The sequence below is a fragment of the Maricaulis virginensis genome, assembly GCF_027922185.1.
Classification (GTDB): Bacteria; Pseudomonadota; Alphaproteobacteria; order Caulobacterales; family Maricaulaceae; genus Maricaulis; species Maricaulis virginensis.
The window spans coordinates 1-22,209 of record NZ_BSFE01000012.1 but is presented as its reverse complement, the minus strand read 5'-3'; the positions used below and the strand labels follow the sequence as shown (position 1 = coordinate 22,209).

The 22,209-nt window shown below is 66.2% G+C and carries 19 protein-coding genes and 1 pseudogene; 14 read left to right on the top strand and 6 right to left on the bottom strand.

Annotation, left to right across the window (positions count from 1 at the left end):
* Positions 1–44 precede the first annotated feature (44 nt).
* Positions 45–1,361, top strand: coding sequence for an ATP-dependent DNA helicase (locus PKE71_RS15650; RefSeq protein ID WP_271187939.1), 1,317 nt, complete (start codon positions 45–47; stop codon positions 1,359–1,361).
* 153 nt (positions 1,362–1,514) lie between these two features.
* Here PKE71_RS15650 and cysK read toward each other — a convergent pair whose 3' ends face one another.
* From cysK to ubiB, 5 genes and pseudogenes are all read right to left on the bottom strand, one after another.
* Complete coding sequence (cysK, locus tag PKE71_RS15645; RefSeq protein WP_271187938.1) at positions 1,515–2,468, bottom strand: cysteine synthase A; 954 nt, start codon at positions 2,466–2,468, stop codon at positions 1,515–1,517.
* Between the two features lie 18 nt (positions 2,469–2,486).
* A complete protein-coding gene (dut, locus tag PKE71_RS15640; RefSeq protein WP_271187937.1) occupies positions 2,487–2,939 on the bottom strand; it encodes a dUTP diphosphatase in 453 nt (150 codons plus the stop codon).
* A gap of 63 nt (positions 2,940–3,002) precedes the next feature.
* A pseudogene (gene coaBC / locus PKE71_RS17665) lies at positions 3,003–4,188 on the bottom strand (bifunctional phosphopantothenoylcysteine decarboxylase/phosphopantothenate--cysteine ligase CoaBC).
* Between the two features lie 78 nt (positions 4,189–4,266).
* Positions 4,267–4,812: a protoglobin domain-containing protein gene (locus PKE71_RS15625; RefSeq protein WP_271187934.1), complete on the bottom strand. Its 546-nt coding sequence runs from the start codon at positions 4,810–4,812 to the stop codon at positions 4,267–4,269.
* A gap of 52 nt (positions 4,813–4,864) precedes the next feature.
* A complete protein-coding gene (gene ubiB / locus PKE71_RS15620; protein ID WP_271187933.1) occupies positions 4,865–6,403 on the bottom strand; it encodes a 2-polyprenylphenol 6-hydroxylase in 1,539 nt (512 codons plus the stop codon).
* A 113-nt stretch (positions 6,404–6,516) separates the two neighbouring features.
* Between ubiB and PKE71_RS15615 the strand changes: the two genes are divergently transcribed.
* Positions 6,517–6,930, top strand: coding sequence for a hypothetical protein (locus tag PKE71_RS15615; protein WP_271187932.1), 414 nt, complete (start codon positions 6,517–6,519; stop codon positions 6,928–6,930).
* Here PKE71_RS15615 and PKE71_RS15610 read toward each other — a convergent pair.
* The gene (locus tag PKE71_RS15610; protein ID WP_271187931.1) at positions 6,927–7,709 is read right to left on the bottom strand and encodes a class I SAM-dependent methyltransferase; all 783 of its coding nucleotides are present in this window, start codon (positions 7,707–7,709) and stop codon (positions 6,927–6,929) included. The two genes, PKE71_RS15615 and PKE71_RS15610, sit on opposite strands and share 4 nt — an antisense overlap.
* Before the next feature lie 124 nt (positions 7,710–7,833).
* On the opposite strand from PKE71_RS15610, the gene mutM reads away from it, so the two are divergent.
* The 12 genes from mutM (at position 7,834) to gyrB (ending at position 21,806) form a co-directional block, all read left to right on the top strand.
* Positions 7,834–8,691: a bifunctional DNA-formamidopyrimidine glycosylase/DNA-(apurinic or apyrimidinic site) lyase gene (mutM, locus tag PKE71_RS15605; protein ID WP_271187930.1), complete on the top strand. Its 858-nt coding sequence runs from the start codon at positions 7,834–7,836 to the stop codon at positions 8,689–8,691.
* 130 nt (positions 8,692–8,821) lie between these two features.
* Positions 8,822–9,763 (top strand): TraB/GumN family protein, encoded by a 942-nt coding sequence (locus tag PKE71_RS15600; protein WP_271187929.1) that lies wholly within the window; start codon positions 8,822–8,824, stop codon positions 9,761–9,763.
* Between the two features lie 130 nt (positions 9,764–9,893).
* Entirely contained in the window at positions 9,894–10,670 is a 777-nt protein-coding gene (locus tag PKE71_RS15595) for an enoyl-CoA hydratase (protein ID WP_271187928.1), read from the top strand.
* Positions 10,671–10,783: 113 nt separating this feature from the next.
* Positions 10,784–11,050 carry a 30S ribosomal protein S20 gene (gene rpsT / locus PKE71_RS15590; RefSeq protein WP_271187927.1) on the top strand — a complete coding sequence of 89 codons (267 nt, stop codon included), beginning with the start codon at positions 10,784–10,786 and terminating at the stop codon, positions 11,048–11,050.
* 590 nt (positions 11,051–11,640) lie between these two features.
* Positions 11,641–12,999, top strand: a complete 1,359-nt coding sequence (gene dnaA, locus PKE71_RS15585) for a chromosomal replication initiator protein DnaA (RefSeq protein ID WP_373878825.1) — start codon at positions 11,641–11,643, stop codon at positions 12,997–12,999.
* Between the two features lie 192 nt (positions 13,000–13,191).
* The gene (gene dnaN / locus PKE71_RS15580) at positions 13,192–14,310 is read left to right on the top strand and encodes a DNA polymerase III subunit beta (protein ID WP_271187925.1); all 1,119 of its coding nucleotides are present in this window, start codon (positions 13,192–13,194) and stop codon (positions 14,308–14,310) included.
* Between the two features lie 65 nt (positions 14,311–14,375).
* On the top strand, positions 14,376–15,482 hold the full coding sequence (recF, locus tag PKE71_RS15575; RefSeq protein WP_407069891.1) for a DNA replication/repair protein RecF: 1,107 nt from the start codon (positions 14,376–14,378) through the stop codon (positions 15,480–15,482).
* The gene (locus PKE71_RS15570) at positions 15,479–16,105 is read left to right on the top strand and encodes a LysE family translocator (protein ID WP_271187923.1); all 627 of its coding nucleotides are present in this window, start codon (positions 15,479–15,481) and stop codon (positions 16,103–16,105) included. Before recF ends, PKE71_RS15570 begins: the two co-directional genes overlap by 4 nt.
* A 93-nt stretch (positions 16,106–16,198) precedes the next feature.
* Entirely contained in the window at positions 16,199–16,975 is a 777-nt protein-coding gene (locus PKE71_RS15565) for a glycosyltransferase family 2 protein (RefSeq protein WP_271187922.1), read from the top strand.
* A complete protein-coding gene (locus PKE71_RS15560; protein ID WP_271187921.1) occupies positions 16,972–18,624 on the top strand; it encodes an ArnT family glycosyltransferase in 1,653 nt (550 codons plus the stop codon). The genes PKE71_RS15565 and PKE71_RS15560 overlap by 4 nt, the downstream gene beginning before the upstream one ends.
* 47 nt (positions 18,625–18,671) lie before the next feature.
* Positions 18,672–19,340 carry a TVP38/TMEM64 family protein gene (locus PKE71_RS15555; RefSeq protein WP_271187920.1) on the top strand — a complete coding sequence of 223 codons (669 nt, stop codon included), beginning with the start codon at positions 18,672–18,674 and terminating at the stop codon, positions 19,338–19,340.
* Between the two features lie 69 nt (positions 19,341–19,409).
* Positions 19,410–21,806: a DNA topoisomerase (ATP-hydrolyzing) subunit B gene (gene gyrB, locus PKE71_RS15550; protein WP_271187919.1), complete on the top strand. Its 2,397-nt coding sequence runs from the start codon at positions 19,410–19,412 to the stop codon at positions 21,804–21,806.
* Positions 21,807–22,209: the final 403 nt, after the last annotated feature.

The following is a 22,209-nucleotide window of genomic DNA, read 5'->3' as shown; positions in this document are numbered from 1 at the left end:
GCTTCGCACTATGCTTTTCACCCGAACCCGGCCAGTTTGCGGGCATGTCCACTGTTTCCCAGCTTGCCTCGGTCCAGCCGACCCTCTCCGACCAGCAGTCGCGCCTGCTGGACTGGCTGACGGGGGCGCGGCCGAATGTCTTCATCACGGGCCGGGCGGGCACGGGCAAGACCACGCTTATGCGCGAGTTCCTGCGCCGGGCGGGCAATCGTGCTGCGGTGATCGCGCCGACCGGGGTGGCGGCAATGCAGGCGGGCGGGCAGACCATCCACTCCTTCTTCCATTTTCCGCCGCGCATGATCGGCGCACGCGATATCCGCAAGGTGCGGCATCGCCGCGTGGTGCAGGCGCTGGAAACCCTGGTGATCGACGAGATCTCCATGGTGCGGGCCGACATGATGTGGGCGATCGACAAGGCGCTGCGGGTCAATCGCGAACGTGACGAGCCGTTTGGCGGCGTGCAGGTCGTGCTCGTGGGCGATCTCGCGCAATTGCCGCCGGTGATCCAGGGGGCTGAAGCAGAGTATCTGGAGAGCACGTTCGGCGGGCCCTTCTTCTTCAACCCGGAACCCTTCCGCCAGGCGGGTTTCTCGCTGGTCGAGCTTGAGCAGGTCTTTCGCCAGACCGACGAGTATTTCATCAACATCCTCAATGCCGTACGCGAAGGCGACCTGACGTCCGACGAAGCGGCGGAGCTGAATCACCGGGTGACCGGCCGCTCCGGCCTGGAAGCCTCGCTGACCCATATCGTGCTGACCTCGACGAATGAGGCCGCCTGGCGGATCAATTCCGCACGGCTGGAAGGGCTGCGCACACCGGGGCGGGCATTCGAGGCCAGGGTGGAAGGCCAGTTCGATACGCGGCTGTTTCCGGCAGAGGAACCGCTGACACTGAAGATCGGCGCTCGCGTCATGCTCACCCGCAATGATCCGGCGGGGCGCTGGGTCAATGGCACGCTGGGGGAGGTCGAGGGTTTTGACGAGAAGGCCGTGCGCGTGCGCATCGGGGACACGACCTATGCCGTGGAGCCACAGAAATGGGAGCGCAACGCCTATGCCTTCGATCCGGAAGCCCAGGCGCTGACCAAGACAACCGCCGGCAGCTTCACCCAGTATCCGCTACGCCTGGCCTGGGCGATGACGATCCACAAGGCCCAGGGGCTGACGCTGGACAAGGTCTATCTCGATCTAGCCCGCCGCCTCTTCGCACACGGGCAGGCCTATGTCGCCCTGTCGCGCGCCCGCTCGCTGGAGGGGCTGGAGCTATCGCGCCCGCTGACCCCCGGCGACATCATCTCGGACCCGCGCATTTTCGACGTGCGCAGCTTCTGCGACCCGGCGCCGGCGAGCGTGGAGGCTTAGGCGGCAAAGGGCTCGCCCCGCTTGCGGGGGAGCTGTCCGCGTAGCGGACTGAGGGGCGGCGCGAAAGCGCCGCGGAGCGCGTCAGCGCGCACTTTCCCCCATCGCCTTGCTACGCTCGGCACTTCCCCCGCTTCGCAGGGGAAGCCTTGGGCCCTACTCGTCCTCGAACAGCGCGGTCGACAGATAGCGTTCCGCACAGCTGGCCAGGATCACGACGATGGTCTTGCCGTCCATGTCCGGGCGTTTGGCGATTTCCAGGGCCGCCTTGAGGGCGGCGCCGGAGGAAATGCCGCCGGGCACGCCGTCGGTGCGGGCGGCTTCGCGGGCGGTGGAGAAGGCGGCGGCATTGGAAACCGTGACGATCTCGTCGATCAGGTCGGTTTCCAGGATGGACGGCACGAAGCCCGCGCCGATGCCCTGGATTTTGTGCGGGCCGGGATCGCCGCCGGACAGGACCGGGCTGTCTTCGGGCTCGACGGCCACGACATGGAAGCCGGGCTTCTTCTCTTTGAGCACCTGGGCGCAGCCCGTGATCGTGCCGCCCGTGCCGACGCCGGCGACCAGCACATCGGCCTCGCCGCCGGTGTCGTTCCAGATCTCCAGCGCCGTGGTCTTGCGGTGAATCTCCGGATTGGCCGGGTTGGCGAACTGGCTCGGCATCACCGCGCCGGGCGTGGCGTCGATGATTTCCTGGGCCTTCACGATGGCGCCCTTCATGCCCTTGGCCGCTTCGGTGAGGACGAGCTCGGCGCCGAGATATTTCAGAAGCTTGCGGCGCTCGATCGACATGCTCTCCGGCATGGTGAGGATCAGCTTGTGGCCCCGCGCAGCGGCAACGAAGGCGAGCCCGATCCCAGTATTGCCCGAGGTCGGCTCGACCATCACCGTGCCCTCACCCAGCTTGCCGGCGGCTTCCAGCGCGTCGATCATCGCCACGCCGATCCGGTCCTTGACGCTGGCCAGCGGGTTGAAGAATTCCAGCTTGGCGAGGATGCGGGCCTTCACGCCATGGGCCTTTGCCAGTCCGCTCATCTCGACGAGGGGCGTGCTGCCGACCGTGTCGGCGATGGAGGCGTAGACGCGTCCGCGTCCGGGTTGTTCGGTCATTGGGGGTGCTCCTTTTTGTCAGACGCCGGTCGAGCCGAAACCGCCCTCACCGCGTGCGGTTTCGTCGAGCGTATCGGCGACGTCCCAGACGGCCTGCGTGACCGGGGCGATGATCATCTGGGCGATGCGGTCGCCGCGATTGACGACGAAATCGGCCTTGCCGTGATTGATCAGGTTGACGCGGATCTCGCCGCGATAGTCGGCATCCACCGTACCCGGTGTGTTGACGCAGGAAACACCGAACTTGGCAGCCAGGCCCGAGCGGGGGCGCACCTGGGCTTCGTAGCCGGCCGGCAGGGCGATCGCAATGCCCACCGGGATCAGCCGCCACTCGCCCGGCGGAATGGTGACCGGCGCGTCTTCATCGATGGCGGCGCGCAGATCCATGCCGGCGGACTGTGCGGTCTCATAAGCCGGCAGGGCGAGGCCTTCATAGTGATCGAGCGGTTTGATGCGGACGGATACGGTCATGTGCGGCGGCCTTCATGGTCTGGATGTTGCCCTGTTTTCCGATGCGTCGCGGTGCGAGGCAAGTCAGGCGAGGGCCGATGCGATCCGGTTTGCCAGCTTTTCCGCAACCACGCCCTTGGGCGCGCGCTCCCAGGCCTCGGACGTTTCGGCGGTGACCAGCAGGACGGCGTTCTCCGCGCCGCCCATCACATCGCCGGAGACATCATTGGCGACGATCCAGTCGCACCCTTTGCGCTCGCGCTTGGCGCGGGCGAGCGCTTCGACGTCGTGGGTCTCGGCAGCAAAGCCGATGACCAGGCCCGGGCGGTCTGTGTCGCGGCGCGAGATCGTCTTGAGGATGTCGGGATTCTCGACCAGCGGCAGGCTGGAGAAGCTGGCCTTGTCCAGCTTCAGCTTGCGGTCGGAGGGCTGGGCCGGGCGCCAGTCAGCCACGGCCGCCACGGCGATGAAGACGTCTGCAGGCAAGGCTGTCTCGACCGCATCGAGCATGTCGCGCGCCGTTTCTACATGGACTGTCACCACACCGTCCGGATCGGTCAGGGCGGTCGGTCCGGCGACCAGTGTCACCCGGGCACCCAGCGCAGCGCAGGCGGCGGCAATGGCATAGCCCTGTTTGCCGGAAGAATGATTGGAGATGAAGCGTACGGGGTCGATCGGCTCGCGCGTCGGTCCGGCCGTGACCAGGACGTGGCGGCCGGCCAGCGGCTCAGACATTCAGCAGGCTCTCGATCTTGCCGGCAATCGTTCCCGGCTCGGCCATGCGACCAGGTCCGTGTTCCCCGCAAGCCATGTCGCCCTCGTCGGGACCGATAAAATGAACGCCGTCGCCGGTGAGGGTTGCCAGGTTCCGCTGGGTGGCCGGATGCAGCCACATGCGCACATTCATCGCGGGCGCCATCAGCACGGGTTTGTCGGTGGCGAGCAGTGTGGTGGAAGCCAGATCGTTGGCCATGCCGGTGGCGGCCTTGGCCATCAGGTCGGCGGTGGCCGGTGCGACGACAATGAGGTCTGCCGAACGGGACAGCTCGATATGCCCCATCTCGGCTTCGTCCGTGAGATTGAACAGGTCGGCATAGACCTTCTCGTCCGAAAGGGCCGAAACACTCAGCGGCGTGACGAATTCAGCGCCGGCCTTCGTCAGGATGCAGCGGCTGCCGATCTCCCGGCGTTTCAGCTCGCGGATGAGTTCGAGGGATTTATAGGCGGCGATACCACCGCCGATGATCAGCAGGATGCGCGGACTGGACAAGGCTCATCTCCCGTCAGGACGGGAAGACAGGTAGCGCTTCCGGGCGCAAATCCCAAGAGGAAGGGTGCGCCGGGCCGCTCAACTCGCCGCGAGCAGTTCGCGGACCTTCTCGGTGTCCTGCGCCAGCGCATCGCGCTTTTCCATCCGATGCCGGTAGAAGGCGCCAACGGTCAGTTCCATGTCGTACACCGTCACCCGCGTCAGGGCCGTGATGTCGTCAACGGTGAAGCGGTGGCGGTCCGACATGGCCAGCTCGACGATGCGCGCGAACGTGTTGGTATAGGCCGCGGTGTAGACGTGCGAGTGGTATTCCAGGCGCGAATGGCGTTCGCCCATCTCGTCGGTGGCGGCGTAGTAGGCGTGGTCATAGCGCGCCGCGAAAAGGCGTTCGCAATGGGCCAGCATGCCGGCGCGCAGATAGGTGACGTTCTCGGCGATTTCGTAATAGTGCGCGACTTCCGGATTGCCCATCAGGTGATCGAACACCGTCTCCAGGGCTTCCTGCGCATAGGTCATCAGGCGCGGCTTGAGATGGCGGATACGCTCCGCCGTCTCCGCATCGATGCGGAAGAACTCGCGCTGGATCTCGCGCTGCTCGTTCGGGATCGCGTCGTGCCTTGCCATGCAAGCAGTCAATCACACCTTCCTTGAGGGAAGGTGTAGAGAACCGCTAAAACTAGAAAAGAGCCTGTGCGGCGAAGGCACCAGCCGCTGCCGCGGCTGCCAGCCAGGCAATGCGCAGGGCCCACGGGCGGATGCGCGGGCTGCCGCCCAGTTTCAGCTCGCCCGCCTTGAGCATTGCGCCGACCTCGGCCCAGTCGTCGATGGCACGGGGCAGCTGGCGCACAGCATCGTGCAGCCGTTGCAGGTCCTCCCCCAGATCGCGGATGCGCCCCTCAGGGCCCAGCTCGCGCTTCATCCAGCGTTCGACCACCGGCGCTGCGGCGCCCCACATGTCGTGCTTGGGGTCGAGCTGGCGGGCCACGCCCTCGCACTGGACCATCGTCTTCTGCAGCATGACGAGTTCCGGGCGCAGGCGCATGTCGAACAGGTCGGTGATCTCGAAGAGCTGCAGCAGCACGCGCGACATCGGCACTTCGTCGGCCCGCTTGCCGAAGATCGGCTCGCCGACCGCCCGCAGCGCACTGGCGAAGTCCTCTACCGAATGGTGCTGGGGCACATAGCCGGCCGCGAAATGGGCGCGGGCGGCGGCCATGTAATCGCGGGTCAGGAAGCCGTGCAGGATGAGGGCGAGGAAGCGCCGCTCCGCCCGGCCGATCCGCCCCATGATCCCGAAATCGACAGCCCAGACGGTACCATCCTCCCCGGCGAAGAGATTGCCGGCATGCATGTCGGCATGAAACACGCCGCGATCGAGGGCGGTTGCCAGGAAGGCCCGGGTGAGGCGCGTCGCCAGGGCCGGCCGGTCCAGATCGCTCTCCGCCACGCGCTCGATGTCGGACAGCGGTATGGCATCGATCCACTGCGTGGTCAGGACACGCTTGCTGGAGCGTGACCAGTCGACTGCCGGAATACGATAGCCCTCGGCGACGGCTGCCGCTTCGGAGAGTTCGGACGCGGCGGCGGCCTCAAGACGCAGGTCGGTCTCGACCATCAGCGAGCGGGACACCGTGTCCACGAATTTGCGCGGCTCAAGGCGGCGCGAAGCCGGTGCGAAACGCTCGGCGAGCGAGGCGCCGAGCGACAGCGTGCGGATGTCGCGCGCAATGCGGCGTTCCACATCGGGCCGGAGAATTTTCACCGCGACGTCCCGGCCGTCGGCGGTGCGGGCCTTGTGGACCTGGGCGATCGAGGCCGCCGCGACCGGCGGTCCCAGCTCGGCGAACAATTCCCCGGCCGGCGCGCCGAATTCCTCTGCCAGGACCTTGCGGGCCTCGGTGTCGCCGAAGGGCGGCATCTTGTCCTGCAGGCGGGCCAGGCCGCGGGCAAAGCGCTCACCGACAACATCGCCGCGCGTCGCGAGGATCTGGCCAAACTTCACATAGGAGGGTCCCAGCGACTCCAGGGCCCGGGCGAGGCGCTCGCCGGGATTGTCCGCTCCGCCGCGGCGGGCGAACAGGCGCGTGACCCGGCCCAGCATGCGCGCAGAAGCCGGATAGACCGACTGGTATTCGGCCGGCAGGATCGCATCGTGCCGTGCCAGGGTGACCAGGGCACGCACAAGACGGAAAAAGGAGGCGAGGGAGGCAAGCATCGAAAGCCGGTTTAGTGTCTGCAGCGCCGTTTGGCGAGCGTGGCGTGAAGTCGCGCGGCAAGCGGCCGGCAAGAATGCTTGCCTGTGCGCAGCGGGTATCGGATTGTTGTGCCGTGAAACATACAATCGACCTCGACCGTGAAAACCAGTGGGCCGTCATTCGCTACCAGGGCGAGGTGGCGATCGAGGATGCGCTTGAGGTCATGCGCCGCCTGGTGGCGATGCCGGGCTGGACGCCGCATTGCGACCGGATCGTGGTGTATGATGACGGGCTGCTCGGCGGTATCACGGCCGAGGATTTCCGGCGGGTCCGGAACGATCTGGTCGCATTCATTGCCGAGCACTATGGCGATACGCCGAACTATTCCGCACAGGTCTGCGGAAACGCGACCCAGAAGCCACTGGTCGAGTACTGGGTCAATTTTGGCCGTGACGCCTATGCGCCGGGCCTGAAACTCTTTGACACGGTGACGGCCGCCAAGGCCTGGCTGCGCCGCAAGCGCGCCGGCGAAACGGACGAGACCTAGGCCCAGCCCGTGTGGAGAGCGGCAATCCCGCCGGAGAAGTTGGTATAGCTGACGCGGTTGAAACCGGCCTCGCGCAGCTCTGCGGCAAATGTTTCCTGATCCGGGAAACGCCGGATCGACTCCACCAGATACTGGTAGCTTTCGCGATCCTTGGCGATGTGGGCGCCGAGTTCCGGGATCACGTTGAACGACCAGGCGTCGTAGATTTTTTCCCAGGCCCGGCTGGTCGGCCGTGTGAACTCCAGGCAGAGGAAGCGGCCGCCGGGCTTGAGCACGCGCCGCATCTCCCTGAGTGCCGTGAGGCGCTCGGTAACATTGCGGATCCCGGTCGAGATCGTCACGCAGTGTGCCGAGCGGTCGGGCAGAGGCAGGCATTCGGCATTGCCGGTTACCCACTGGATGCGACCGGATTGCCGGTCCGATACGCCGCGCTTCACACCGGCGCGCAGCATCTGCTCGTTGATGTCCAGCACGATGGCCTCGGCACGCCGCGGATCGCCGCGCCTGGCCGCCGCGCGATCGGCCTTCACCAGGAAACTGCGTGCGAGGTCTCCCGTGCCGCCGGCGACATCGATCAGCCGCTCGCCGGGCTGCGGATTGGCGCGGGTGATCACCATATCCTTCCAAACCCGATGCACCCCGACAGACATCAGGTCGTTCATCAGGTCGTAGCGCCGTGCCGAACGATCGAACACGCCGCGCACAAGGCCGGCCTTTTCCTCGCGGGCAACATCGGTGAAGCCGAAGGAGACGGTGGAATGGGTCTGGGTCTCGGTCATTGCGCGACCATAAACCCGGGCGCGATGCGGGGAAAGCGGCCCGGGCGGTTCGCAGTGTCGCAGCGGGAGCGTGCTTGTCCGCAGCGCCGGAACGGGGCGATACAGGCAAAAAGGATGGAGCGCCATGCCCGAGCTTCCCGAAGTTGAAACCGTAAGACGCGGTCTCGTGCCGGCCCTGGAAGGGCGCCGGATCCTGTCCGTGCAACAGAACCGCGCCGATCTGCGCTTTCCTTTTCCAGCCGGCTTTGCCGACCGGCTGACCGGCCGGCGGGTGCTACGCATCGACCGCCGCGCCAAATACCTGCTGATCCGCCTGGACGGTGACCTGACGCTGCTTTCGCATCTGGGCATGTCCGGGCGCTACTCGATCGAGGCCGAGCAGGGGGCGGTACAGCCGGGCGATTTCGTGCATGCAGCGCCGGCCAATCCGCGCCACGACCATGTTGTCCTGCACGTCGAGGGCGGCGTGACGATCCGATACAATGATCCCCGCCGCTTCGGTTTCATGGACCTGTTCGAGCGTGACAGTGACAGCCCTTATCTGGCCGGGCTCGGCCCCGAACCGAACGAGAACCGTTTCTCCGGCGCCTATCTGTCCGAGGTGCTGACGGGGCGTCGGACGCCGATCAAGTCGGCGCTGCTGGACCAGAAAATCGTCGCGGGGCTCGGCAATATCTATGTCTGCGAGGCGCTGCACCGGTCCGGGATCAGCCCGCGGCGGCTGGCGTCCAGTATTCCGGGTCGGCGGGCAGAACGGCTGGCGCCGGTGGTTCGGAGCGTGATCGACGAGGCGATTGCCGCTGGGGGATCGACCTTGCGCGATTTCGCGGCGGCCGACGGCGCGCTGGGCTATTTCCAGCACCGCTTCAGGGCCTATGGCCGCGAAGGCGAAGCGTGTGCGACCGAGGGATGTTCCGGCACGATCGGCCGGATCGTCCAGTCTTCGCGATCGACCTTCTTCTGCCCGTCCTGTCAACGTTAGGTTCCCGGGCTTCTCCATCTATGGTGGTGCTGTCGCGCAGGGAACGCTATCCCTACAATCCCGGATAACACGTGCCGCGATCTCGCCTAGAAAGCCTGTCATTGATCTGCGCTCCAAGGAGAAAAACCTCATGCTTCCTGTTTCCCGACTGATCCGCATGCGCCCCGCGCTCGCAGCCGGAACCGCCGTCCTGGCCGGGTTTCTGGCCGGTGCTGCCATGGCCCAGGCCCAGCCCGCTGCCATCGACTATTCGGACGTTCAAGCAGACCCGGCGCTGTGGCGTGTCTCCGATGCGGACTCGGACGTGTACATCTTCGGCACCTTCCACATCCTGCCGGATACGCTGGACTGGCAGACCGGTGCCCTGATGGAGGCGGTCGATTCCGCGCAGACCCTCTATCTGGAAGCCGATGTGCACAGCCCCGAAGCCCAGGCCCAGATGCAGACGCTAATCCCGCAATACGGCCTCAATCCGCAGGGGGTAACGCTGTCCTCCATGCTGGACGAGGAAACCCGCGAGCTTCTCGCCGAAGTCGCGCCGAGCGTCGGAGCCGCGCCGGCAGCGCTGGACCCGCTCCGCCCCTGGCTTGCCCAGCTCATGCTCAGCGTCGCCAGGATCCAGCAGATGGGCTTCAACCCGGCTGCGGGAACCGAGATGCAGCTGATCGCCCGCGTTGACGGCACCGACACCGAGTTCGGCTATTTCGAAACCGCTGCCGAGCAGATCGGCTTCCTCGCCGGTATTCCCGAAGAGGTCCAGGTCCGCGGTTTCGCGGAGACGCTGCACGAACTGGAAGATCTGCCGCAGGAAGTCGACGACATGGTGCGGGCCTGGGCGACCGGCGATGTCGAAGCGCTTGACCAGTTCGTCAACGGCGACATGCGGGAAGACGAGCCGGAGGTCTATGAGGCCGTGATCGTGCAGCGCAACCGGAACTGGATCCCGCAGATCGAGGCGATCCTCGAAGGCGAAGGCACGGTCTTCATCGCGGTGGGTGCGGGACACCTGCCCGGTGATGAAGGCGTGATCGAGCTGCTGCGTGACGAGGGTTACGAGGTCGTCCGCCAGTAGCGGATCGCGCACTGGAGGCGCGGGCGGGTGACTCCGGCGAACGCGCCGGTATCGACGCTCGCGCCGCCGTGCGTTATAGCGGCGCGGATTTTCCGCGCGGGGGTTTCCGCGCCGTCACATGGAGTGCCGAATGGCCTACAAGACGATACAGGTTAAGACCGAAGGACGGGTCGGCGTCATCACGCTGAACCGCCCCGAGGCGCTCAACGCGCTCTGCGATGCGCTGACCGGCGAACTTGCCGAGGCTCTGGCGGCTTTCGAGCGCGATGAGGACATTGGCTGCGTCGTGCTGACCGGCTCGCGCAAGGCCTTTGCTGCAGGCGCGGACATCAAGGAACTTCAGAGCCGCGACCAGGTCAGCCTCTACCTGAACGACCCGTTCGCGCAGACCTGGGAATCCGTCGCACGTTTCCGCAAGCCGATCATTGCGGCTGTGTCCGGCTATGCGCTGGGCGGCGGCTGCGAGATCGCCATGATGTGCGATTTCATTATCGCGTCGGAGACCGCCAAGTTCGGTCAGCCGGAAATCAATCTCGGTGTCATGCCGGGCTCGGGCGGGACGCAGCGCCTGCCGCGCGCCGTCGGCAAGGCCAAAGCCATGGATCTGTGCCTCACCGGCCGCATGATGGACGCCGAGGAAGCCGAGCGGGCCGGCCTGGTCTCGCGTGTTGTCCCGGCTGACGACCTCATGGACACGGTGATGGAAGCGGCAGAGGCGATCGCCACCAAGTCGCTGCCGGTCGCCATGATGACCAAGGAAGCGATCAACCGGTCCTTCGAGGTGGGTCTCACGGAAGGCGTTCTGTTCGAACGCCGTGTCTTCCAGTCGCAATTCTCCCTGGAAGACCAGCGCGAGGGCATGGCGGCCTTCGCCGAGAAGCGCGCCCCGCATTTCAAGCACCGCTAGCGGTCAAAGCGCATTACGGCGGTTGACGGCCCGGCTGCAAGGGCCTATACGCCGCCGCTCACGGATTTCGCCGGCCGCCTCAAGCGCCCGGCCGCATGAAGAGGTTAGGATCCATGGCCAATACAAACTCGGCCAAGAAGATGGTTCGCAAGATCGCGCGCCGCACGGCTGTCAACAAGGCGCGCCGCTCGCGTGTCCGGACTTTCGTGAAGAAGGTCGAGCTGGCGATTGCGGCCGGCAACCAGGCCGAGGCCAAGACGGCCCTGGTCAAGGCAGAGTCGGAAATGATGCGCGCCGTCTCCAATGGCGTGTTTCACAAGAATACCGGCTCGCGCAAGGTTTCGCGCCTTTCGGCCCGCGTGAAGGCGATGTCGGCCTGATCGGCCGTCGCTGAAACGACGAAGAAATGCGATGCGCCCGGAACACACGTTCCGGGCGCATTTTCTTTGGCCGGACTCTGGCGGGCTCGGGCAAGCTCGGCCCGTGAGCGGGTTCCGGTGGTGCCAAATCATTGATATTTTATTCCTGATACGGATGAGCAACGGCTCATCGCCGGACTTGATTTCCAGCCAGCCGGATGCGTCGGCTTTGTCGCGAAAAAAGACCGTTATGAGTGTCGTAAATCCGTCGTAAACGACAAGCTTCGATCCGATCACGGATTTCTCGTGTCAAGCGAAGAATCTCCAGAATCAGGCGTTGAATCCGGTTGACCATAACCGGGGAAGGCGTAACCTCTGGGCCACTGAGGGCGACCAATCCCATGCGGATAAATTTCCGATATCGACGAGGCGATCCGTCTCGTTGGGTGGGAAGATTTGCGCCTAAAAAACAAACACCTGAACCGCGCAATCGCGTGATAAAAACAAAAGTGTGGCGAACGATGGCGTTGAACAAACTGGCTGTGGCAGAGGCAAAGACAGCGGGCTTTGAAGTCGATGGAACCGGTGGCATTTCGGCTATCTGGCGCCAGGTGAGATCCCGGCTCCGGGACGAGTGCGGTCAGGCACTTTACTCCCAGGAAATCGCCCGTCTCCGGGTCAGTGTTTCGGAGTCCGGTGCGGTTGTCATCGTTGCCCCGAGCCAGTTCAATCGTGACTGGGTGGAGGACCATTGGGGAGCGAGAATTCGCGCGATCTGGTCCGAGCTCGATGCCACACATCGTGCCGTTCACCTTGTCGATGAGGGCAGCAGTGAGGCTCAACCCGTGGTCGCAAGGCGGGCTGAACCGGCGGCGCGGCTTGCTGCGGAACCGCCGGTGAAAGAGGCGCAGACGACGTCCGGGTCGGCGGCGGATCCCGCGATCGGCGAGACCCGTTTCACCTTCGACAGCTTCCGGGTCGGTCCGGCCAACGAGGTTGCGGCCGCAGCGGCGCGCACCGTGGTCGGTGCCCAGACTCCGCCCTTCAATCCCGTTTTCTTCTACGGTGACTACGGCGTCGGCAAGACCCACCTCATGCACGCCATGGCGAGCGCCTTCGAACACACCTCGCGGCCGCGCAAGGCGCTCTATCTGACCGCCGAGGAATTCCTGTCCGGCTTCGTGACCGCCATGCGGGCACGCGACACGATCGCCTTCAAGGAAACCGTGCGTGGCGTCGATGTGCTGCTGATCGACGATGTTCATTTCATCGCCGGCAAGCTGAAGACGGAAGACGAGCTTCTGAACACGATCGCGGCACTGATCGCCGAGAACAAGCAGGTCGTGCTGGCCTCGCACCGGCCGCCGGCCGAGCTGCAGGTGTCCGACGACCGGCTGCGTTCGCTGCTGACGGGCGGCCTGTCCTGCCCGCTGGGCAAGCCCGATCTCGATCTGCGCCGCCAGATTCTCGACTGCAAGATCGCCCAGGCCAAGTGCCACTATCCGGTGCTCGACGTGCCGGAGGCGGTGCGTGATTTTCTTGCAGCCCGCATCACCACAGGACCGCGCGAGCTGGAAGGTGTTCTGAACAACGTCATCTGCCGCACGGCCCTGCTCGGCCTGCCGGTGACGATGGAAGCCGTGTCCACGGCGCTGCGCGAACTGTCGCTGAATTCCGAGCGCCGCCTGACAGTGGACGACATCCAGAAAGCCGTCGCCAGCCATTACGGTGTGACCCCGGCGGATATCTGTTCCAAGCGCCGCACCCAGAGCGTCGTGCGGCCGCGGCATGTGGCGATGTATCTGGCCAAGACGATGACGACGCGTTCGCTGCCGGATATCGGCCGGCGCTTCGGCGGACGGGACCATTCCACCGTCATCCACGCGGTCAACAAGGTCACGGCCCTGCTGGAAGCCGGGGATCCGGTGGGCGACGATATCGACCGTCTGACCCGCGAGTTGCAGGGCTGACGTCCGGGCCGTCCGGTCAGTGTCAGTTGTGGAGAAGGCGCGGGCGCTGGAGAAATCTCTTGCGAATGCGCGTTTTCATGTATCCTCTTTGACCCACCTGTTTCGGCACGGGGTGATTTGCCCGCCGTGCTGTCCCGACCGACCCGGTGTCACGCTGCGGTGATGCCGCCAATGTGCAAGCGGACGTAAGACATGAAGCTGACGATTGAGCGCGCAACGCTCCTGAAGGCCCTGGGCCATGTTCAGGCCGTCGTCGAAAAGCGCAACACGATCCCGATCCTGTCCAATGTCCTGATCTCGGCCGGGCCGGATGGCGCGAGTTTCGCAGCCACCGATCTCGATATCGAGATCCTGGAGACGACGGATGCGAGCTGCGAGGGCGAGGGTCTGGTGACCGCGCCGGCGCACACGCTCTACGACATCACCCGCAAACTGCCGGACGGTGCCGATGTGACGCTGGAGATGACCGGCGGCGATCCGCGGCTGACGCTGAAGGCCGGCCGGTCGAATTTCTCGCTGCCCTGCCTGCCGCCGGGGGATTTCCCGGTCATGCCGACCGAGGATCTCGAACACCGTTTCTCGGTCCCCGCGAGCGAACTGGCGCGCGTGATCGACAAGACCCGTTTCGCGATCTCGACGGAAGAGACCCGCTATTATCTCAACGGCATCCATCTGCATGCCGCCGAGCATGACGGCCGCAAGACGCTGCGCGCTGTCGCGACCGATGGCGTGCGTCTGGCGCTGGCCGAGATCGATCTGCCGGACGGGGCGGACGGCATGCCGGGCGTGATCGTGCCGCGCAAGACCGTGCAGGAAGTCCGCCGTCTGCTGGAAGACGCCGACGATGATGTCGAGGTCTCCGTTTCCGAAGGCAAGATCCGTTTCCGTCTCGGCCGGGCCGTGCTGACCTCCAAGCTGATCGACGGTGCTTTCCCGGATTATGAGCGCGTCATCCCGCGCGGCAATACCCGGGTGATGTCGGTCGAGAACAAGCGTTTCGCCGAGGCTGTCGACCGTGTCGCCACGATCTCCGTCGAGAAATCGCGCTCGGTGAAACTGTCTCTGGGCCAGGACACGTTGACGCTCGCCGTCAACAATCCGGAAAGCGGCCAGGCCGAAGAAGAGCTGGCGGTGTCCTATTCTGACGAAAGTTTCGCCATAGGCTTCAACGCCCGCTACATGCTCGATGTCGCCTCGCAGATCGAGGGCGACGAGGCGCGGTTCCACTTTGCCGATGCGGCGTCGCCGGCCCTGGTGACCGACAGCGGCGATGAAGACGCGCTTTACGTGCTGATGCCGTTGCGGGTGTGACGGACGGGTCTGCCGAATACGAGACTCCGACACCGCCGCCGGTTCCGCCTGCGGCGGTTCGTCGTTTGCGGCTTACCGATTTCCGCTGCTATGCCGCGCTCGATCTGGAACTGGACCCGACGCCGGTCGCGCTCTACGGCGCCAACGGGGCGGGCAAGACCAATCTGCTCGAAGCGCTTTCCTTTCTTGTGCCCGGGCGCGGCCTGCGCTCGGCCGGGGCTGAGGGCGTCGCCCGCAAGGATGCGTCGGGTCCGGCTGAGGCCTGGGCCGTCTTCGCCGAGATGGAAACGCGGGATGGCGAGGTCCGTCTCGGTGTCGGCGCGCGCAATGGCGGGCGTCGCGAAACCCGGATCGACGGCGAACCTGCACCCCAGGGCGAACTGGCACGGCTGGTGCCGATGATCTGGCTGACGCCGGCCCAGGACCGCCTGTTCGCCGGTCCCCGGGCCGACCGGCTGAAATTCTTCGACCGGCTCGTCTACGCTGCCGATCCCGCCCATGCCGAAGCGGCGACGGCCTATGACAAGGTACGCACGCGCCGCCAGCGCCTGCTGGACGAGGGTCAGGCGGATCCGGCCTGGCTCAACGCGCTGGAAAGCGAGATGGCCGGTCATGGCGTGGCCATGGCCGCGGCGCGGCTCGATGCGCTGATCCGTCTGCAGGGCGAGATCGACGCCCGTCCGGAGGGCGCCTTCCCGCAGGCCGATCTGGCACTCGACGGCGCGGTCGAGGCCGATCTGGCGGACGGGCTGGATGCCGGGGCGGCCGAAGACAGGTTTGCCGCGGCACTAAGGGACGGCCGGCGGCGGGATGGTGCGGCCGGCCGCACCCTGACACGCGGCCCCCACAGGACCGAGCTTGTCGCCCGGCATCGCGACAAGGACCAGGCCGCCGGCGATTGCTCGACCGGCGAGCAGAAGGCGCTGATCCTCACCCTCGCGCTGGCCCAGGCCCGGGCGCTCGCCCGGCAGGGCGGCGTTGCCCCGCTCCTGCTGTTCGACGAGGCCTGCGCCCATCTGGACGCACCCCGCCGCGAGGGCCTCGCCCGCGAAATCCTCGCCACCGGCTCCCAGGCCTGGCTGACCGGCGTCGAGCGCATCCTGTTCGAGCCTTTTGCAGAGCGGGTGCAGTATTTCGAGGTCGATGCGGCTCGTGTGGAGCGGTCGGCATGACCCCCGAAAATTTTCTTCTGTTTGCCGGTGCCTTGCTGGTCCTGTTCATCACGCCGGGCCCCGGGATTGCGGCGATGGTGGCGCGGACGCTGGATGCCGGGCCGGTGAATGCGGCGATCTACGGATCCGGCATTTTGCTGGGCGACATGTTCTGGTTCACCCTGGCCGTGACGGGGTTGTCGGCGCTGGCAACGCAATTGTCCGGCTTCTGGCTGGCGGCCAAGCTGGTGGGCGTGACCTACTTGTCCTGGATGGCGTTCCGGGCATTCTGGAGTGCCTGGACCGGCGCCCGGCCGAAACCGGTCTTCAGGGCGGGCTCGAAGCGCAGCCATGCCGCGACTTTCATTGCGGGCGTCGCCATGCCGCTGTCCAATCCCAAGCCCATCGTTTTCTATCTGACCCTGGTGCCGGCCTTTGTGCCGCTCGAGGCGATCACACCGGCCACTTATGCGCTGATGCTGGCCATGATGACCGTGCTGGCCGTGCTTACGGCGGGCGCTTATATCGGCGGGGCGCATCGGGCCCGCGAATGGCTGGTGACGCCGGCGGTCCGGCGCGGCGCGGACATCGTGACCGGGCTGGTCATGACCGGTATCGCCATTCTGCTTCTGGTGGCGCGCTAGCATGCGGGCCATCGGACGCATGATGCGGCGATTGAGGTTTGTAACCGGCGCCGAAGCGGCACACACTCGCGGCGCAATGATCGGGGCAGGGAAATGAGCGATCCGACAAGCATCGATTTCCGGCGGCCGGAGCGGTCGGGCGAGGGACCGCGGGCCTGCGTCGTGATCGCCGTGCTCGACGAGGCGGAGAATGTCGCCGCCGTGTGCGAGGAAACGCTGCGCGAAATGGAACGCGCCGGTGAGTTCGAGATCGTCTTTGTCGATGACGGGTCGAGCGATGCCACGCCGGAGATCCTGCAGGATATCGCGGCGAAGGATCCGCGCGTTCGCGTTATTCGCCATGACCGCCGCTGCGGCAAGTCGCAGGCCGTCCGCTCCGGCGTCCTGGCCGCCCGCGCGCCCTGGATCGCGACCATGGATGGCGACGGGCAGAACGACCCGGCCGATCTTCCCGACATGCTGGAAAAAGCCTGGGCCGCCGAGGGTGAGGCGCCGCTGGTCGCCGGCACGCGTGTGCGGCGCAACGATCCGGTCTCGCGGCTTGTGGCGACCCGCATCGCCAACGGTTTCCGTGCGGCCGTGCTGGGCGATCACTGCCCCGATACCGGCTGCGGCGTGAAGGTGTTCCCGCGCGAGGCCTTCCTGATGCTGCCCTGTTTCGAGGGCATGCACCGCTTCCTGCCGGCCCTGTTCCAGCGCTATGGCCATCCGTTGATCAATCATCCGGTGCGTCACCGCGCGCGCCATGCCGGCCAGTCGAAATACACCAATATCGGCCGCGCCTTTGTCGGCATATTCGACACGATGGGTGTGATCTGGCTGGTGCGGCGGACCAAGGCGCCCGGCCGCATCGAAGAGCGCCGCCCGTGAGCGAGGCCGCCAGCCGCCTGGGGTGGAAGGACTGGCTTGTCCTGGTCCTGGTGTCCTGTGCGGTCCTGTTGCCGGGTATTTCCTCCATTCCGCCGGTCGATCGCGATGAGGGCCGCTATGCCGTCGCGACCAGCCAGATGGTCGAGACCGGCGACTTCATCGACATCCGCTTCCAGGAAGAACAGCGCTATCTGCAGCCGGCCGGGATCTACTGGCTGCAATCGATCGCGGTGACCGTGACCGGCACGGCGGATGAGCGCGCAATCTGGGCGCATCGCATTCCCTCCTTCCTCGGCATCCTCGCCGCTATGGCGATGACGGCGGCCATAGCGGCCGGTCTGTTCGGCCGCACGGCGGGACTGGGCGCCGGCCTGCTCGTCGCAACGGCCCTGGCCGTCGGGTTCGAGGCGCGGATCGCCAAGACCGATGCCGTGTTGCTGGCGACGATCACGGCGGCGCACCTCGCCCTGATGCGGATCTATCTGCAGCCACAGGGGCATTGGTGGCGGCCGGCCCTGTTCTGGGCCGCGCTGGGTGCCGGCATGATGATCAAGGGACCGATCATCCTGCTCTTCATCGGCCTGGCGCTGGCCGCGCTCCTGGCCTGGGATCGCAAGCTTTCCTGGCTCAGCGGTCTGAAACCGCTCTGGGGCGTGCCGCTTTTCCTGCTCATCGCCCTGCCCTGGTATGTCGCCATCGGCATCGTCTCCGACGGCGCCTTCTACGCCGAAGCCGTCGGCGACAGCCTGATGGGCAAGGTGGGCGAGAGTCAGCAATCCCATGCCGGCCCGCCGGGCTATTATCTCGGCCTGTTCTCGCTGACCTTCTGGCCGGGCTCGCTGTTTGCGGTCTTCGCCGGCTGGTGGGCCTGGGCAAACCGGGCCCGCCCGGCCGTGCGCTACCTGATCTGCTGGATCGTGCCGGCCTGGATCGCCTACGAACTGATCGCCACCAAGCTGCCCCATTATGTGATGCCGACCTATCCGGCCCTCGCCGTGCTGGCCGTGGCGGCGATCTTCGCACCGGGCGACAGCAAGGCGCCGCTCTGGCTGAAGATTGCGGCCGGGCTCTATGCCGTCATGTGGCTGGCCTTTTCCGGACTGGTCGCGGCGGTGCCGGCGGCCGGGTTCCACTGGTCCGAGGGCATTGTCTCGCCGGTGCTCGTCGTGCTGGGCGCGGGCGTGTTCCTCGCGGCAGCCGCAGCGCTTGCCCTTTATCTCACCGGCCGCCGTCCGGCTGCGCTTGCGGCCGGACTGGCCGGCGGGGCGCTGGCGGTGATCACGGTCTATGGCGTGACCATGCCGCGGCTGGAAACGCTGTGGCTGACGCCGCGCATTATTGCGGCCGTCGATGCGCATGCGGCGTGTGAACCGACCCGCCTGGTCACCTCGGCCTTCCGCGAGCCCAGCCTGGTCTATCGCCATGGCCCCTATGATACCGTGCTGGCCGCAGATCCCGCTGACGCCGCGACCCGGCTGGCGGCGGACACGGCCTGTTCGCTTGCCCTGATCGACGCCTCCGAAGCCGCACCCTTCCTGGCGCAGGCCGCGGCGCTGGAGCTGTCATTGCAGGCGCTGGAAACGGTCGAGGGGCAGAACTATTCCAATGGTGACGAGATGCGGCTGACGCTGTACCGGGCGGAGCCGTGATCCCCGGGGCGCTGGCCGGTCTCGTCCGGCGCCATCCGGGGCGGGCTGTGGCCCTGATTGTGCTCGTTGCCCTGTTCTCGCTCGGCGGTTTTGCGGCCTTCCTCCTGCCTGAAGACATCACGCGGCGCGGTCTGGACATGCTCGATGCGGCGGGCGGCACTGTCTGGGCGCCGCCGGTCGCGCTGGTACTTTTTCTCGTGCTGATCCTGCTGGGTACGCCGCAGGCAGTACTGATCGCTGCGATGGTGGCCGCCTTCGGGCCCTGGGCTGGCTTTGCATACAGCTGGGCCGGCAAGCTGGCCGCCTGCGCACTCGGTTTTGCCGTCGGCCGCAAGCTCGGGGCGGGCTGGGTGGAAGAGCGGGCGGGTTCCGACGCGGCCATCGTGATGGACGAGCTGGCACGCCACGGTTTCTGGGCCAGCGCGGTGATCCGTCTCGTGCCGACTTTGCCCTCCATCGTGATCAACGCCGCAGCCGGCTGCACGCCGATGCGCTTTCGCGACTTCATGGCCGGCACCGCGATCGGCAGCGTGCCGAAAATGGCGCTGATCGCCTTTGCCAGCCATGCCGCGATCCGGGGGCTGGAGGGCGCCGGCCTGCAGGCCTGGATCGCCGTCGGCGGCGCCGTGCTGCTGCTGGTCCTGATCGGCGTGATCGGCCGCAACTGGCTGAAGCGGCGGATGACCCGGCCGGGGGCTGAAGACGCCGCGGACTGACACACGCGCGTGCGTACGCGCGTGTGCGCGCGAGTGGTCACAGGGATACGAAACCTGTACAACAATCCCATGACGGAACAAGCGAATCAGGAATACGGCGCGGAGTCGATCAAGGTCCTCAAGGGGCTCGACGCCGTGCGCAAGCGCCCGGGCATGTATATCGGCGACACCGATGACGGTTCCGGCCTTCACCACATGGTCTACGAAGTCGTCGACAATGCGATCGACGAAGCGCTCGCCGGCCATTGTACCGAAGTCGTGGTGCGCCTGCATGCCGACGGTTCGGCCTCGGTGCGCGACGACGGTCGCGGCATCCCGACCGACATCCACAAGGAAGAGGGCGTCTCCGCGGCCCAGGTTATCATGACCCAGCTGCACGCCGGCGGTAAGTTCGACCAGAATTCCTACAAGGTGTCCGGCGGCCTGCACGGGGTGGGCGTGTCGGTGGTGAACGCGCTGTCCGACTGGATGGACCTGACCATCTGGCGCAATGGCAAGAAGCACCACATGCGCTTCCGCCGGGGCGAAGCCGAGGAAGACCTCAAGGTCGTCGGCGAGGCCGAGGGCCAGAAGGGCACGGAAGTCCGCTTCATGCCCTCCGAGGACACCTTCACCATGACGGAGTTCGATCGCGACACGCTGCAGCACCGGCTGCGCGAACTGGCCTTCCTGAATTCCGGCGTGAAGATCACGCTGAAGGACGATCGCGGCCCGGAGCCCTTCTCCGACACGATGATGTATGAGGGCGGCGTGGCGGCTTTCGTCTCGCACCTCGACCGTACCAAGACGCCGCTCTTCACCCCGCCCGTCCTGATCCAGGGCGAACGTGACGGTGTTTCGGTGGAAGCGGCGCTGGAGTGGAATGACAGCTATCACGAGAATGTGCTCTGCTTCACCAACAACATCCCCCAGCGCGATGGCGGCACCCACCTGGCCGGCTTCCGCGGCGCCCTGACCCGCATCATCAACAATTACGCCGGATCGTCCGGCCTGGCCGCCAAGGCCAAGGTCGCCATCTCCGGCGACGATGCCCGAGAAGGCCTGACCTGCGTCCTGTCGGTGAAGGTGCCGGACCCGAAATTCTCCTCCCAGACCAAGGACAAGCTGGTTTCCTCTGAAGTCCGTCCTGCGGTCGAGGGTGCGGTCGGCGAGGCGCTGGCCGAATGGTTCGAGGAGCATCCCAACGAGGCCAGGATGGTCGTCTCCAAGATCATCGAGGCCGCGGCCGCCCGCGAAGCCGCCCGCAAGGCGCGCGAGCTGACGCGGCGCAAGTCGGCGCTGGACATCACCTCCCTGCCCGGCAAGCTCGCCGACTGTCAGGAGAAGGACCCGGCCAAGTCCGAACTCTTCATCGTCGAGGGTGACTCGGCCGGCGGCTCCGCCAAGCAGGGCCGTCACCGCGAGAACCAGGCCGTGTTGCCGCTGCGGGGCAAGATCCTCAATGTCGAGCGCGCACGCTTCGACAAGATGCTCTCGTCCGACCAGGTCGGCACGCTGATCACGGCGCTGGGCACGGGTATCGGGCGCGACCAGATCAATTACGACAAGCTGCGCTACCACAAGGTCATCATCATGACCGATGCCGACGTGGACGGCGCCCACATCCGCACCCTGCTGCTGACCTTCTTCTACCGGCAGATGCCAGAGCTGATCGAGCGCGGCTACCTCTATATCGCCCAGCCTCCGCTGTACAAGATCACCAAGGGCCGCTCGGAACGTTATGTGAAGGACCAGGCGGAAATGGACGCCTATCTGATCGAGGAAGGTGTCAGCGATGCCTCGCTGACCCTCGCCGACGGCGAGATCGTCTATGGCCAGGACCTGGCGGCCCGGGTCGCTGCGGCACGGGGCGTGAAACTCTCCATCGACCGGCTGGCGGCACGGGCGCCGGGATTTGCCCTGGAAGCGGCCGCCCTGGCCGGCGCGCTGGTTCTGGAGCCGTCCGAAGAGGCCGTAAAGACGGCCGCCGACCGCCTCAACGCCGTCGCCGACGAGGGCGAGGATGGCTGGACGGCGCGCCTGGGCGAGGAATATCAGCTGATCTTCCAGCGCGAGGTTCGCGGTGTCACCGAGACCGTGGTGCTGGACGCCAATCTGCGCGAAAGCCCGGAGGCGAAACGCCTGTCCGAACGCGCGCTTGCGATTGCCGGCGACTATACCGGCCCGGCCGTGTTCGCGCCGAAATCCGGTGCTGTGCGCATCCATTCGCCCAGCCAGCTGGTCGAGGCCGTCACCACATCCGGGGCCAAGGGCATGAAGATCCAGCGCTACAAGGGACTGGGCGAGATGAACCCGTCCCAGCTCTGGGAGACCACGCTGGACCCGAATGCCCGCTCCCTGCTGCAGGTCTCGGTCACCCACGCCGACACCGCCGACGAGCTCTTCACCAAGCTCATGGGCGACGTCGTCGAACCGCGCCGCGACTTCATCCAGGAGCACGCGCTCGAGGCCGAAGTCGACGCCTAGCCGCGCTAGAAGACCGATCACAGCGCCCGCCCTCCCGGGGGCGGGCGTTTGTCTGTCTGGGGCTGTTTTGTCCACTCTCTCCGCTTCCCCCGGCCCCGGAATAAATCCGGGGAAAGGGCTCGCTACCTTTCTTCCCCACCTTGTGGGGAAGTGGGCCCTCCATAGCCCTGGCGAAGGAGGGGTCGAAGGGGCCGGCGCGAAGCGCCGGGAGGCGGTGGAGCTTGTCTCAAGCACGACGCCGCTGGCGCGGCACCCCTCCGTCTCGTCCGAACGTCACTTCCCCCGGCCTTGTGCCGGGGCCCGGCTGAGCCTGCGCCTGAAACGCCGCCAGCCCCCGGAACAAGTGTTCAGCCCGGGGACATGGCTGACACCTGTTCGGGGACATGGCTAACACATTTTCGGT

What these genes read in the sequence shown, in the direction of transcription:
- gyrB (WP_271187919.1), top strand. Translation starts at nt 19,410, where the DNA reads ATGACGGAACAAGCGAATCAGGAATACGGCGCGGAGTCGATCAAGGTC.
- mutM (WP_271187930.1), top strand. Translation starts at nt 7,834, where the DNA reads ATGCCCGAGCTTCCCGAAGTTGAAACCGTAAGACGCGGTCTCGTGCCG.
- PKE71_RS15610 (WP_271187931.1), bottom strand. Translation starts at nt 7,709, where the DNA reads ATGACCGAGACCCAGACCCATTCCACCGTCTCCTTCGGCTTCACCGAT.
- rpsT (WP_271187927.1), top strand. Translation starts at nt 10,784, where the DNA reads ATGGCCAATACAAACTCGGCCAAGAAGATGGTTCGCAAGATCGCGCGC.
- PKE71_RS15595 (WP_271187928.1), top strand. Translation starts at nt 9,894, where the DNA reads ATGGCCTACAAGACGATACAGGTTAAGACCGAAGGACGGGTCGGCGTC.
- dut (WP_271187937.1), bottom strand. Translation starts at nt 2,939, where the DNA reads ATGACCGTATCCGTCCGCATCAAACCGCTCGATCACTATGAAGGCCTC.
- dnaN (WP_271187925.1), top strand. Translation starts at nt 13,192, where the DNA reads ATGAAGCTGACGATTGAGCGCGCAACGCTCCTGAAGGCCCTGGGCCAT.
- PKE71_RS15570 (WP_271187923.1), top strand. Translation starts at nt 15,479, where the DNA reads ATGACCCCCGAAAATTTTCTTCTGTTTGCCGGTGCCTTGCTGGTCCTG.
- PKE71_RS15565 (WP_271187922.1), top strand. Translation starts at nt 16,199, where the DNA reads ATGAGCGATCCGACAAGCATCGATTTCCGGCGGCCGGAGCGGTCGGGC.
- ubiB (WP_271187933.1), bottom strand. Translation starts at nt 6,403, where the DNA reads ATGCTTGCCTCCCTCGCCTCCTTTTTCCGTCTTGTGCGTGCCCTGGTC.
- cysK (WP_271187938.1), bottom strand. Translation starts at nt 2,468, where the DNA reads ATGACCGAACAACCCGGACGCGGACGCGTCTACGCCTCCATCGCCGAC.
- PKE71_RS15650 (WP_271187939.1), top strand. Translation starts at nt 45, where the DNA reads ATGTCCACTGTTTCCCAGCTTGCCTCGGTCCAGCCGACCCTCTCCGAC.
- PKE71_RS15600 (WP_271187929.1), top strand. Translation starts at nt 8,822, where the DNA reads ATGCTTCCTGTTTCCCGACTGATCCGCATGCGCCCCGCGCTCGCAGCC.
- PKE71_RS15625 (WP_271187934.1), bottom strand. Translation starts at nt 4,812, where the DNA reads ATGGCAAGGCACGACGCGATCCCGAACGAGCAGCGCGAGATCCAGCGC.